General features: G+C 61.9%; 17 protein-coding genes. 15 read left to right on the forward strand and 2 right to left on the reverse strand.

Translation table 11 applies throughout. From position 1 onward, the window contains the following. Window positions 1-52: 52 nt before the first annotated feature. Window positions 53-352: a hypothetical protein gene (locus tag V6W80_RS15395; RefSeq protein WP_338544745.1), complete on the reverse strand. Its 300-nt coding sequence runs from the start codon at window positions 350-352 to the stop codon at window positions 53-55. Between the two features lie 150 nt (window positions 353-502). On the opposite strand from V6W80_RS15395, the gene V6W80_RS15400 reads away from it, so the two are divergent. The 14 genes from V6W80_RS15400 (at window position 503) to V6W80_RS15465 (ending at window position 10357) form a co-directional block, all read left to right on the forward strand. Next, window positions 503-832 carry a hypothetical protein gene (locus V6W80_RS15400; RefSeq protein ID WP_338544746.1) on the forward strand — a complete coding sequence of 110 codons (330 nt, stop codon included), beginning with the start codon at window positions 503-505 and terminating at the stop codon, window positions 830-832. Window positions 833-996: 164 nt separating this feature from the next. Further along, window positions 997-1293, forward strand: a complete 297-nt coding sequence (locus tag V6W80_RS15405; protein ID WP_338547450.1) for an RAQPRD family integrative conjugative element protein — start codon at window positions 997-999, stop codon at window positions 1291-1293. Further along, a complete protein-coding gene (locus tag V6W80_RS15410) occupies window positions 1290-1529 on the forward strand; it encodes a TIGR03758 family integrating conjugative element protein (protein ID WP_093255544.1) in 240 nt (79 codons plus the stop codon). Before V6W80_RS15405 ends, V6W80_RS15410 begins: the two co-directional genes overlap by 4 nt. 21 nt (window positions 1530-1550) lie before the next feature. Next, window positions 1551-1913: a TIGR03745 family integrating conjugative element membrane protein gene (locus V6W80_RS15415; protein WP_430707815.1), complete on the forward strand. Its 363-nt coding sequence runs from the start codon at window positions 1551-1553 to the stop codon at window positions 1911-1913. A gap of 15 nt (window positions 1914-1928) precedes the next feature. Continuing rightward, window positions 1929-2309: a TIGR03750 family conjugal transfer protein gene (locus V6W80_RS15420; RefSeq protein WP_058778635.1), complete on the forward strand. Its 381-nt coding sequence runs from the start codon at window positions 1929-1931 to the stop codon at window positions 2307-2309. After that, the gene (locus V6W80_RS15425; protein ID WP_338544748.1) at window positions 2306-2962 is read left to right on the forward strand and encodes a PFL_4703 family integrating conjugative element protein; all 657 of its coding nucleotides are present in this window, start codon (window positions 2306-2308) and stop codon (window positions 2960-2962) included. The genes V6W80_RS15420 and V6W80_RS15425 overlap by 4 nt, the downstream gene beginning before the upstream one ends. After that, window positions 2959-3876 carry a TIGR03749 family integrating conjugative element protein gene (locus V6W80_RS15430; RefSeq protein ID WP_338544749.1) on the forward strand — a complete coding sequence of 306 codons (918 nt, stop codon included), beginning with the start codon at window positions 2959-2961 and terminating at the stop codon, window positions 3874-3876. Before V6W80_RS15425 ends, V6W80_RS15430 begins: the two co-directional genes overlap by 4 nt. Beyond that, complete coding sequence (locus tag V6W80_RS15435) at window positions 3860-5380, forward strand: TIGR03752 family integrating conjugative element protein (RefSeq protein WP_338544750.1); 1521 nt, start codon at window positions 3860-3862, stop codon at window positions 5378-5380. Before V6W80_RS15430 ends, V6W80_RS15435 begins: the two co-directional genes overlap by 17 nt. After that, window positions 5358-5786 (forward strand): TIGR03751 family conjugal transfer lipoprotein, encoded by a 429-nt coding sequence (locus V6W80_RS15440; RefSeq protein WP_338544751.1) that lies wholly within the window; start codon window positions 5358-5360, stop codon window positions 5784-5786. The genes V6W80_RS15435 and V6W80_RS15440 overlap by 23 nt, the downstream gene beginning before the upstream one ends. After that, complete coding sequence (locus V6W80_RS15445) at window positions 5786-8824, forward strand: conjugative transfer ATPase (RefSeq protein ID WP_338544752.1); 3039 nt, start codon at window positions 5786-5788, stop codon at window positions 8822-8824. Before V6W80_RS15440 ends, V6W80_RS15445 begins: the two co-directional genes overlap by 1 nt. Continuing rightward, window positions 8821-9129 carry a hypothetical protein gene (locus V6W80_RS15450; RefSeq protein WP_338544753.1) on the forward strand — a complete coding sequence of 103 codons (309 nt, stop codon included), beginning with the start codon at window positions 8821-8823 and terminating at the stop codon, window positions 9127-9129. Before V6W80_RS15445 ends, V6W80_RS15450 begins: the two co-directional genes overlap by 4 nt. Next, entirely contained in the window at window positions 9126-9815 is a 690-nt protein-coding gene (locus tag V6W80_RS15455) for a DsbA family protein (protein WP_338544754.1), read from the forward strand. Before V6W80_RS15450 ends, V6W80_RS15455 begins: the two co-directional genes overlap by 4 nt. Continuing rightward, window positions 9796-9975 (forward strand): hypothetical protein, encoded by a 180-nt coding sequence (locus V6W80_RS15460; protein WP_338544755.1) that lies wholly within the window; start codon window positions 9796-9798, stop codon window positions 9973-9975. Before V6W80_RS15455 ends, V6W80_RS15460 begins: the two co-directional genes overlap by 20 nt. 34 nt (window positions 9976-10009) lie before the next feature. Further along, window positions 10010-10357, forward strand: a complete 348-nt coding sequence (locus tag V6W80_RS15465) for a hypothetical protein (protein WP_338544756.1) — start codon at window positions 10010-10012, stop codon at window positions 10355-10357. Between the two features lie 239 nt (window positions 10358-10596). Here V6W80_RS15465 and V6W80_RS15470 read toward each other — a convergent pair whose 3' ends face one another. Then, the gene (locus tag V6W80_RS15470) at window positions 10597-11487 is read right to left on the reverse strand and encodes an AraC family transcriptional regulator (RefSeq protein WP_338544757.1); all 891 of its coding nucleotides are present in this window, start codon (window positions 11485-11487) and stop codon (window positions 10597-10599) included. A 138-nt stretch (window positions 11488-11625) separates the two neighbouring features. Between V6W80_RS15470 and V6W80_RS15475 the strand changes: the two genes are divergently transcribed. Next, window positions 11626-12369, forward strand: a complete 744-nt coding sequence (locus V6W80_RS15475; protein ID WP_308707351.1) for an SDR family NAD(P)-dependent oxidoreductase — start codon at window positions 11626-11628, stop codon at window positions 12367-12369. The last annotated feature ends 6 nt before the right edge of the window (window positions 12370-12375 follow it).

Consider the following 12375-nt stretch of genomic DNA (forward strand, 5'->3'; position numbering starts at 1 on the left):
AATCCTTGTTATTGACCGACACGCTCGTCTGCCGGTGCAAGAAGTCTCGCACTCAGTTGTCGCACTGGCTCTGCCTCATTTGAACAGCTACCGAGTGCGCAATGCGCCGCCGCGGCTTTTGCTTGTGCTTGAGATACTCTGAGCGACATTGATCAAACAGATCGGCCGCCACCGTGAGGAGCTGCCTTCCCTGCGGTGCAGTGATCCGGCCGAAGTCGAGCATGGCCAAAATGTAGCCCTCGAGTTGACCATATAGCTTGGCTAGATGCCCTAGGCCCATGATGGCCATCGCATGAGTCAAGTCCCGCCAGCGTTCTTTGGCTTCTTCGGGGAGAAATCCGATCTCAGTCATACGACCTCCCGTGGTTTTTCTGATGACAGCATAGCCAAGCCGATCGTTCGACACCCTGATCGTAACCTCATGAGACCCAGATACGGTTTCGCCTGGTGAGGCTGCAATGGGTCACAGGACGATGGCCGCTCCATCGAACTGGAGCCGTCCATGTCCCTTGCCCGCTTCGAATACCACACTGAATTCTACCCCCTCACCTACCGCGTCCAAGAGCGCGGCTGGCTGATGTTCAAGCACGAACAGCAGACCGGTACCCCTGACGTCGCTGCTTTCCTGGCCGATCCAGAACGGCAGGCTCGCCTGCAGGCACTAGGCGCTAACGGCTGGGAACTGGTCAGCGTGCAGCCGGTGCTGGAAGGCCGCGCTCAGATCGGTCAGCAGACCGCCCAGGGCAACCAGGGCTGGGGCGTGGGCTACGCGGTGGCGACCGGCTTTCTAATGTTTTTCAAGCGGCTTATTGCCCCGACGCAAAGTCAGTAACCAAGCGGGTTTGCAACCTATTTGGGTGCAGTAATGGTTTCCCGCTGACCTTGCCTACGGCCCTCGGCATCCTGTGCGGCATCCACCCGCTAGCCCAGGGCCATGCTGTGAAACTGTCCTCCTACCCTCGCACGACAAACCACCGCTTCGCCCTTGCCGGCAGCCTGGCCATCGCGCTCGGGATCCTGACGAGCCAGGCCCATGCCGCTGGTACGGCCTCCGAGCAGGCCAACGTCGACGTCATGATCCGCCAGCTCAATGCCGTCGAGGCTGTTGCCAGGCGCAGCGCCGAGTTGCCCAGCGACGGCAGTACCCGCTATCGCCTCGACTACAACCGTCTGGCCGCTGACATCGCGCGGATCCGTCAGGGCCTGCAGGACTACCTGGCACCGAGCCGCGCCCAACCGCGCGATGCGGCCGAGCTCTCCGGCCAGTACCAGCGCGAAGGCACGCAGCCATGAGCATGACCGCTGCGCAGACCTCTGCGTTTCAGGCAGCGAGTGGTATTCCGCCCTCCGCCAGCAATCTGTTCTGGCTCTCCGCGGCCATGGCCGTGACCACCCTCTGGTTCGCCTGGCTCGCTATCAGCCTCTACAAGGGCTGGGCCAATCAGAACCTCAAACCCGCCACTGCCAAGGGCGCCCTGATCAAGGGGCTGATCCTTTACTTCGTTCTGTCCTGGCTGATTTTGCATTAACCCCTCGAGGAGAAATCCATGCTGTCCCTCAAACGTCTGTTCACCCTCGGCCTTCGCGCTAAAACCCAAGCCGTCCTGACGATCGCCGCTCTAATTCCGGCAATCAGCCAGGCCGCCCTGCCCAGCGCTCAAGCGCCCTCGCGCGGCGAAGGTTCCACCTGGCTCGAAACGCTCAAGAACTACGGCTACGACGGCTTCATGCTGATCGCACTGGCCCTGTGCGCCTTCTGCCTGATTGTCGTGGCATCCCACGGTATCGGTGTCTATCACGAGATCCATACGGGCAAGAAAACCTGGAAAGACCTAGGTGCCACCGTTGTCGTCGGCGTGATTCTCATCGGCCTGGTGATCTTCATCGTCACCAAAGCCAGCGGCATCATGTAAGGCAGGACGGCGCAGATGGACATCACCCAGGACCTGCACGAGGACGGCACGCTTCGCTTCTTGCCGAATCGCCTCAATACCCAACCCGTCGTTGTGGGCGGCCTGACCACCGACGAGATGTTCGCCACCATCATCGTCTGCGCCTCCTTCGGCTTTGTGGTTGGCATCCCTTTAGCATTTTTTACCACCCCGGCCATGCCAATTTTTGCCGCACTGGCCTGCGGTTCCTTGGGGCTTGTGCTTGCCGGGCGCTTGCTGCGCCGCTGGAAACGCGGACGCCCTGAAACGTGGCTGTGGCGGCAGGTGGAATGCCGTCTGGCCCATTGGGGGATTGCCGGACGTCGCCTGGTGATCCGTAGCGGCAGCTGGACCTGTAAGCGGATGGTGGGGCTATGAGCCGCGCGTGGAAGCTGTCCGATTCGCAGCGTGCCCATATCACCACCCTGCGCCTTGCCCTGGGCCTGGTCAGCGGCATCGCGATTTGGAATGGCTACGGCTGGTACAGCGCGCCCAAGGATCTGACCGTGCATGTGCCGCCGGACCTGCGCTCCGGGAGCACACGACCCTGGTGGGAGATCCCTCCCGAGTCGGTCTATGCCTACGCCTTCTACATCTTCCAGCAGATGAACAGCTGGCCCTCCGATGGCGAAAAGAACTACAGCGACAACATCACTCGCTTGACCCCTTTCATCACCCCTTCTTGTAAGGCGTATCTGGAGGGGGATGAAGCGCTCAAACGTAACAGCGGTGAGCTGCGCAAACGCGTGCGCAACGTGGCGGAGATCCCTGGTTCAGGCTACGGCGATGATCCCACCCGGCGCGTCCAGGTGCTGGGTAATAGCGAGTGGACCGTGATGCTCGACGTCGTGGCGAACGAGCACCTCGGCGGCGAGAAGGTCAAGACGGCGCTCACGCGCTACCCACTGCATGTCGTCAGAGCCGACGTCGATCCTGAAAAAAACCCTTGGGGCATGAAGTGGGACTGCTACAGCGGCCAGCCGCAGCGGATCGAGGCCGGCGTCGAAGTTAAAGCTCGAGGTACACCATGAGGTCCAGTCACTCCCTCGCCCTGGTGCTGGGCGGCCTCTTGCTGAGCAGCCTTGCCCAGGCCACCGAGATCCGCAAATGGGAGCGCGTCCCCATGGCTATCCCTTTGGTAGTGGGCCAAGAGCGGATCCTTTTCGTCGACGCCAACGTCCGCGTCGGCGTACCTCCAGCCATCGCCGACAAGATCCGGGTGCAAAGCACCGGCGGTGCCATCTACCTGCTGGCCAAGGACGCTATCGAACCCAGCCGCCTGCAGCTGCAGAATGCGGCCACCGGCGAAATCATGCTGGCCGACATCGCTGCGACCCCCGCACAGGAAGGTCACGCGCCGCTGGAAGCGATCAAGATCGTGCCCGGCGATACGACCCCGATCCGATATGGCCAGGCAGCTTCGAGGAGCGGAAGCAGTGCCCCGAAGGCCGCAGCCAAAGCCAGCAGACAGGCTGATGAAGATGACGACGAGCCGGCCCCGCCCAAACGCGAAACGCCGATCCCCGTCGTGCTCACGCGGTATGCCGCCCAGATGCTCTATGCCCCGCTCCGTACGTTGGAGCCGGTCGACGGCGTCGCCCAGGTCAAGGTCGACAAGCGCCTTGACCTGTCGACGCTGCTGCCGGCCCTGCCCGTCGAAGCCAGCCAGTTGGGCGCCTGGCGGTTAGACGACCACTGGGTGACTGCGGTGAAACTTCGCAACCAGACCGGCCAGCGCCTAGCCCTGGATCCACGCGAGCTGATGGGCGACTTCGCGACTGCCACCTTCCAGCACCCCTACCTCGGCGCTCGCGGCGATGCCAGTGACACCACGGTGCTCTACTTGGTCACCAAGGACCATGGCCTTGGCCAGTCGCTGCTGCCCAGCCTGAGCGCAGCTGATCCTCGGGTGAGCCCGGAGGCACGCCATGCAGCTCAGAAGTAACCCGCTCCTCAAGTACGCCCTACTGCCCCTGCTCGTCCTGGTGGTCTTCGTCGGGGTGAAAATGCTCGGCCGCGGCAAGCCTGCAGAGCCTGAGCAGCCGCAATCCGCCCAGCTCACCCCCGAACAGGCCAAGGCGCTCGGGATTGAAGGTGATACGGCGAACGACACCCTGCGCACCATCGTCGCCGAGAGTCGACAGCTGAAAGATCAAATGAGCAAGGTCTTGAAAGACAACGAAGAGGCCAAGCGGGAGAACGAAGGTCTCAAGGCTCAACTGAGCAACATCAACAGCACGGTCGACAACCGCGTCCAGGCGGGGATCAACCAGGGCATGGAGAATCAGCAGAAGCAGACCCAAGGACTCGTCGATAATTTGCAGAAGCAGCTCAACACCCTGTCGCAGATGGGGAGTCAGTTGGGCGGCGCTGCAGGTTCTGGCGGCGATATGCCTATCGGGCTCGGCATCAACCCGGGCGAAGGCAACCAGTTCAAGAAAGGCAGCGGTAGCTCGGACCTGGTGTGGATTGAGCCGCAGGACGGTACGGCGGTCGATGCCAACGGCAAGCCTCTCGCTGCCGGCAGTGGCCAGGCGGCCAGTGGCTTCGCCTTCCCAACGTCATTCGGCACCGCTGGCCAGAAGACCCTGGACGCGGCGTCCGGCGGTGCGCAGCGCGTGGCTGATGGCATGGGCGGCGATGAGCAGACGCGCAAGAAAGTCCGCAAGGTCTACACCCTGCCGCAGAACTCGACGCTGATGGGCTCGGTATCCATGACCGCCCTGGTGGGCCGCGTACCGGTCGACGGCACGGTCAATGACCCCTACCCCTTCAAGGTGCTGATCGGTCCGGACAACCTGACCGCCAACGGCATCGACTTGCCCGACGTCGCTGGCGCTGTCGTGAGCGGTACCGCCTCAGGCGATTGGACCCTGTCCTGCGTGCGTGGCCAGATCCGCAGCATGACCTTCGTCTTCACCGACGGCACCGTGCGTACCCTGCCGGCACCGCAAGAGAACGGCGGTCAGCAGAACAACGGCCAGAACAACCAGAACGCCTCTACCAATGGCCAGCCGGCCGCTGTCCAGGGCGGTATGGGCTGGATCAGCGATCCCTACGGTATCCCCTGCATCGCCGGCGATCGCCGCAGCAACGCTGCCCAGTACATCGGCTCCCAGGCGCTGATCACGGCCGCCGGCGCCGGCGCTGCCTCACTCATCAAGAGCGACGGCAGCAGGTCGAGCTACGTGCAGACCTCCAGCGGCACCATCGGCACGACCGGAATCTCCGGCAACGAGGCCATGGGCAAGATCCTCAACCAGGGCGTCAGCGACATCTCCACCTGGGTAAACAAGCTCTACGGCCAGGCCTTCGCCGCCATTTACGTCCAGCCTGGGGCGAAGGTGGCCATCCACCTCGACCAGGAGTTGGCCATCGACTACGAACTCAAGGGCCGCAAGGTCGACTATCGCAAGGGAGCTCGCCATGCCTCGGCTGACCTCGACTAATCACGCACGACTACAGATGGCGGCTGTGCTGGCCATGGTCCTACTGGCTGCCGGCTGCTCGGTGGACAAGGAGAAGATGCTCCCCCACGGCGACCAGACCATGATGGACGTCTGGAACGCCGGCAGCAGCCAAGGCCGTCAGCTCGTCGATGCACGCGCTGAATTGCGCCGTCCTGTCGACACGACCCAGGCACGGCCGTTGGCGGACAACGTCGGCTATTCGCGCACCGCGCAGAACGAGATCTACAGCCAGTTCAAGCGCCTGCCCAATCCGGACCTGGTCATGTACGTCTTCCCACACCTGGCTGGCTCGGATCCTGCCCCTATTCCCGGCTACACCACCGTTTTCCCGCTCTACCAGCGTGTGCAGTACGCAATGCCGGGTGAGCGGGTGGAGAACTATTGATGGGCATCTTCGAACGCCTTCGCAATCGCAAAGCTACAGTCACTGAGCCAGCGGCGATCACAGATACCGACGTACAGGTAGTCGAGAGCTTGGCCGCCGATCCACATCCCGAAGCAGGTATTTCCGCGACGGAAATAACGGCTGTTCCTGCTCCAGAGTCTATCCGGGCCACTCGCGCGCTTGAAGTCGACGAGGAAGCTGCCTATCAGCGCCATCTGGACCGCCTCAAGGCGCACGGTATCCCTGAGCCCAGCTCTTGGATGACCGGCAAGGAGAAGCCCGCGACCGTGGCTGACGTGGCCAAGCTTTACGACGTCAATCCCAGCTTCACCAACCTGCTGCCCTGGATCGAATACCTACCTGAGCACCAGGCCATGCTGCTCGAGGACGGCAAGTCGCTGGCAGCCTTTTTCGACATCGTGCCGATCGGCACCGAGGGTCGGTCCCCGGACTGGCTCCGCCAAGCGCGGGATGCCCTGGAGAATGCCCTGCAGGATAGCTTCGATGAGCTCGAGGTCAGCCCTTGGGTCATCCAGATGTACGCCTATGACGAGATCCAGTTCGACAGCTTCCTTGAGGGCTTCCGCAGCTACGTGAAGCCACGTGCCCAAGGCTCGGCCTTCACCGAGCTCTACCAAGGGCTGATGAAGCACCACCTCTCAGCCATCTCCAAGCCTGGCGGCCTGTTCGAGGACAAGGTCGTCTCGAAGCTGCCCTGGCGTGGCCAACAGCGTCGTGTCCGGATGGTTGTGTCGCGGCGCAGCGTTGGTGACGGCATGATGCGTGGCCAGGATCCCGCACTTTACCTGCGCAACACCTGTGAGCGCCTGGTCGGTTCGTTGGCCAACGCCGGCGTCAAAGCCATCCGCATGGAAGAGCGTGCGATCCGACACTGGCTCCTGCAGTGGTTCAATCCCTGGCCCGATCACCTGGGGACCACCCGCAAGGACCACGATCGCTTCTTCGAACTGGTGAATACGCCAACCGAGGTCGAGGACGGCACCATCCCCGTACTGGCCAGTGGCACGGACTTCTCACAGTGCCTGCTGTACCGCGAGCCTCGCTCGGACGCAGGCAAGGGCATCTGGTTTTTCGATGGCCAGCCTACCCGCGTGATCATGCTTGATCGTCTACGCGAGGCGCCGAGGACGGGGCACCTGACCGGTGAAACCCGCAAGGGCGGTGATTCGCTCAATGCGCTGATGGATAAGCTTCCCGAGGACACGGTGCTAGCCATCACCCTGGTAATCACACCTCAGGATACGTTGGAAGCCCACCTCAACAACCTGCATAAGAAGGCCGTAGGCGATAATCAAGCCTCAGCGCTGACCCGCGAAGCCATCCAGGACGCCCGCTACCTTATTGGCCGCAAGCACAAGCTCTACAAGGGCAGCGTTGCTTTCTACGTTCGCGGCAAGCACGAGGCCGAGCTGACGCAGCGCTGTATGGACCTGACCAACATCCTGTTGGGCGCCAGCATGGAGCCAGTGCAGCCGGATGATGAGGTCGCCGGTCTTTCCAGCTATCTCAGATGGCTCCCGGCCAACTTCGACCCGAATCAGCCCAGGGCCCTGCAATGGTATGTCCAGATGCTACTCGTCCAGCACGTGGCCAACCTTGCCCCGGTCTGGGGTAGGCACACCGGTACCGGCCACCCCGGGACTACCCTCTTCAACCGCGGTGGCGCGCCTCTGACCTTCGACCCCTTCAACAAGGAAGATCGTCAGATGAACGCCCACGGGTTCGTCTTCGGACCCACCGGTGCTGGCAAATCGGCCACGCTCAACAATCTGATGATCCAGTGGCTGGCCTGCTACCGGCCGCGCATGTTCGTCGCCGAGGCCGGCAACAGCTTTGGTCTGCTGGCGGACTTCGCACAGCGTCTGGGCCTGACCGTGCATCGCGTGCGCCTTTCCCCAGGATCCGGCGTCAGCCTGGCGCCCTTTGCTGACGCTATCCGTCTGGCAGACGACCCGGCTCGGGTTGCCGTCCTTGATGCCGAGGACCTGGAGGCGTCGGACCGCAACAGTACCCCTCAGGCCAACCTCGAGGACGATCAGCGCGACGTGCTCGGTGAGATGGAGATCGTCGCGCGCCTCATGATCACCGGCGGCGAGGAGAAGGAGGACGCTCGCCTCACCCGTGCCGACCGCGCGGCTATCCGCCACGCCATCATCAATGCGGCCAAGACCTGCTCCAAGGCAGAGAAGACCGTGCTGACTCAAGACGTACGCGACGCCCTCGGCGAGGCTGCCCGGGATGAAGGTCTTCCCGCAGCGCGCCGAGAGCGTCTGCAGGAGATGGCCGAGTCCATGGACATGTTCTGCATGGGTGCCGACGGAGAGATGTTCAACCGTCCTGGCACGCCCTGGCCGGAAGCGGACCTGACCGTAGTGGACTTTGCTACCTACGCCCGAGAGGGCTACCAGGCGCAGCTCGGCATCGCCTACATCTCGCTGCTCAACTCGATCAACAACATCGCCGAACGCGACCAATTCAAGGGGCGCCCGCTGATCAAGCTGACCGACGAAGGCCACATCATCACCAAGCATCCACTGCTGCTGCCCTATGCCATGAAAATCACCAAGATGTGGCGAAAACTCGGTGCCTGGTTCTGGCTGGCCACCCAGAACATCGATGACATCCCGCTCTCCGGCGCACCGATGCTTAACATGATCGAGTGGTGGATCTGCCTCAACATGCCGCCGGATGAGGTCGAGAAGATCTCCAAATTCCGCTCCCTCACCCCCGCGCAGAAGGAGCTGATGCTGTCGGCGCGCAAACAAAGCGGCGCCTACACCGAAGGCGTGGTGCTGTCCAAATCGATGGAGATCCTTTTCCGCGCGGTACCGCCCAGTCTATTCCTGGCCCTGGCAATGACTGAGCCTGAGGAGAAAGCTGAACGCGCGCAACTGATGGAGGAGCTCGGCACCGATGAGCTGGGTGCGGCCGTGGCCGTGGCGGCGCGGCTGGACCGGCTACGCGGCATCGAGCCCTATCACTTCGATCTGCCACCCGCTTCGGGAGCACGCGCATGAGGGCAATGGACCGCTTTACCCAGGACCTCATCGACAGCCTGACTAAGCTACTCAGCCAGCCCGGGCAAGATACCCTGACGGCGCTGCAGATCTGCGCACCGGTGTTGATTACCAACCTGCAGGCGGTGAAGGCGCGCGCAGTGGATCGCCGGGAGGTCGAGGCTCAGCTCGATACAGCGCTCAAGGATTGGTTGGCCAAGCATCCGCAGCCGGACGAGGCACAGCAGGCCTTGCTCGAGGCGCTGCATAGGGATGTGCTGGGGCGTGAGCCTGATGAAATCGCCCTTAAAGAAGCGTCGGCATGATCAGGAGGACGCTCTCTGGAAGGCCCGCGGCCCTAGCGCTGGCAATGATTGCCGCGGCGTTGTTCTGTTTCTGGCACCTGTTCGGATGGCTCGCAGCTACAGGAACTCCCGCTACTCCAGAACCGCCCATATTCGTCTACGGGAATGCAAAGGCGCGCTTCACCCTTATCGAATATGCGGACCTGGAGTGCCCCTACTGCAAGGACGCTTTCCCCCAGCTGAAGCAGCTAGTTGGGCGGCAGGATTCGCTCAATTGGCAGTGGCATCACCTGCCTCTGGCCATGCACGGCGAAGCTGCTGTGCACGAGGCACGCTTGGTCACATGCGCGGGCTGGCTGGGCGGCAATGCCATGTTCTGGCAAGCCGTTGGGGCCGTCTACCGGCATAGCCGCGGTAATGGCGATGGCCTTGCGGTGCCGATTGATCATCTGGGCTTGCAGTCCGCCCTATCGTCGCAGCACCTACAGGACTGTATCCAAGACAACGCCACGGTACGCCGAGTAGTCGCGGAGCAGACTGCTGCTGCGGCGAGGAAGCGCATCGATGCCACGCCGACCTTTGAGCTGAGGGATAACAGTTCAGGCCGGGTCATCCGCCTGCCGTCGCTGCTCGATGACGCTGGCATGCTGTCCGCCATGGACTGGCTGGCAAGCCAGGAGGGAGCGGATGCGCAGCAGAGCCAATGAAATCCCGCTATGGCTGGCCAGCCTCTCCGATAAAACCTTGCAGCGGCTCAACAGCCGCCTCACCCATCTGCTGCGAATGATCGATGTTGAAAGACAACGTCGAGAAGCCCAGCGCTGCACTTCACTTTCAGCAGGCACCTCCGATGAGTCATCCCGCTAAGTCACCCACCCCGTCGGCAGTAGGCGCCTCGACTGTGAAAGCCCGGATCGTCTTCGAATCCAGAGACGCACTTGCTCCGATCAAGCTGGCACAGGTGACACATCTGTTCCAGGTCCACTGGCTGTTCCGCATAGGCGTCTATGAGCATCAGGAGGCCTATGACAGCGAGCGGGAGGCGATGCAGTCAGCGGAACGCCTGCTGTTCACACTTTTCAGTGACATCGCCGATGCCCAGCAGCAGGCAGCCCTTCGCCGTGGTGATACTGCCCTGGCCTTTCGATTCGCTGAACGCCGTGGGTACTGGCAGGGCCGACAGGACGAAAAGCAGCTGCATCAGGCTGCCGTTGGCAGTGCATTCGCTGCGTTGAGATACCTCAGCTGAAGCAGATGACGACACCCAGATAGAGGTCGGCATCCGAGTCTTTTGCGAAATCCTAGAAACACCGAAACCTAAATCAGCCGATGACAGGAATCGACCCAAAGCTGTCATTGGCGGAGGGCAGCTAACGGCCAATAGCAGTCACTCGCAAATAAGTTAAACCGGGCTCATGGAGGATGTGCGATTCCGACAATGACCGCCGCTGTCCGCAGCACGCTGATCGGTATCTGATCTCGCCAAGGTCACAAATCGGCTCTCGTTTCGCTCAAGATTCTCGCCGCATCCCGCGCAGGAGGCAGGCCGAACACCCGTGCATAATCCCGCGTGAATTGCGTGGCGCTTTCATAGCCCACCTCGAACGCGGCGGCCGTGACGCTTTTGGCGCTTGCGACCATGAGGGTTCGGGCCTGTAGCAGGCGAACCCGTTTCTGGTACTGCAATGGGCTCAGCGTAGTGACGGCTTTGAAGTGCCGGTGAAACGCCGAGACGCTCATGGCCGCCTTTTGCGCCAGGCTTTCTACTCTGATCGGTTCAGCAAAGTCTCGCCGAATCCACTGAATGGCCAGGCTCACGCGGGCCATGGCAGTGTCTGGTGCGGCGATCTCTCGCAACATCCAGCCATGCGGGCCTTGTAGAACGCGAAACAATATCTCGCGCTCGTACGCTGGGGCGAGCGCGGCAATCGCATCCGGGTTGCCCATGAGTCGAAGCATGCGCACCCAGGCGTCCATCAACTCTGGCGTGATGGCAGCAACCGAAAAGCCGGGGTCGTTTTCGTACCGCCCCATAGGTTTCGGAAGGTCAGCCAGCAATGTAGCGAGCACTGTCGGGTCGAGGGTCAGGCTAACGGCTAGGTAGGGCTCGCCTGTCTCCGCGGCGTGGACAGCCCCTACCGCGGGCAGGTCGATGGACATCACAAAATACGTCGCAGGGTCATACCGAAGGGTGCGGTCGCCCACCGTCATCGTTTTGCTGCCTTGCAGGATCAGGTTGATCATCGGGTCGTAGACGGCAGCGAGCATGTGCTCGGGGATATCGCCCTGAACCATGGCAACTCGCGGAATACCCGTTTCGGTGCGGCGATTTTCGGCCTTGGCGGCCAAGATGCGTAGCTCATTCAGTTGATCTTTCATGGAAGGGATGTTGACCGGAGATCGACGCGCCGTACAAGCAAAAAGCAGAAACAGGCAAGTTTGGAGTAGGAACGGCTGCGTCGGCGAGGCGGTGCGTCGCTACTGTGGTGACTCATTTCATCGACAGCGGAGCACCACATGAGCGTGATTGTCATCACCGGCGGCAGCCGTGGTATCGGTGCCAGTACGGCACGGCACCTTGCCCAGCGTGGCACGGGTGTCATCCTGACTTACAACAACAATCCCCAAGCAGCGGCGGAGGTCGTGGGGGGTATCGAGCAGGCCGGCGGTAAAGCCGTTGCGCTCAAACTCGATGTTGGCAACGTGGGCAGTTTCGAAGCCTTTCGAGAAGCGGTCGTGATGACCTTGAGAGACGTCTGGAACATCAGCACGCTCACTGGCTTGGTCAACAATGCGGGGTATGGCCTATTCAACCCGTTGCAGACGGTCAGCGAAGCGCAGTTCGACGGCCTGTTCAACGTTCATTTGAAAGGTCCGTTCTTCCTGACCAAGGCACTTCTTCCATTGCTGGAAGAGAACGCCAGCATCGTCAACCTGACCAGCGCCACCACCCGCGTCGCCACGGCCGGGGTGGCGCCTTATGCGGCGTTTAAAGGTGGGTTGGAGGTGCTCACACGCTATATGGCCAAGGAGTTCGGTGATCGGCGCATACGGGCCAATGCGGTTTCACCTGGAGCGATTCGAACTGAGTTGGGAGGCGGGCTCAACGACGAGTTCGAGGCGATGCTGGCTGGGCAAACCGCTCTGGGCAGGGTGGGTGAGCCTGAAGATGTAGCGCAGGTCATTACCATGCTGTTGTCCGAAGACGGCGCCTGGATCAATGCCCAGACCATCGAAGTGGCAGGCGGCTACAACATCTGAAAAAGC

The sequence above is a fragment of the Pseudomonas benzopyrenica genome (assembly GCF_036884265.1).
Taxonomy (GTDB): Bacteria; Pseudomonadota; Gammaproteobacteria; order Pseudomonadales; family Pseudomonadaceae; genus Chryseomonas; species Chryseomonas benzopyrenica.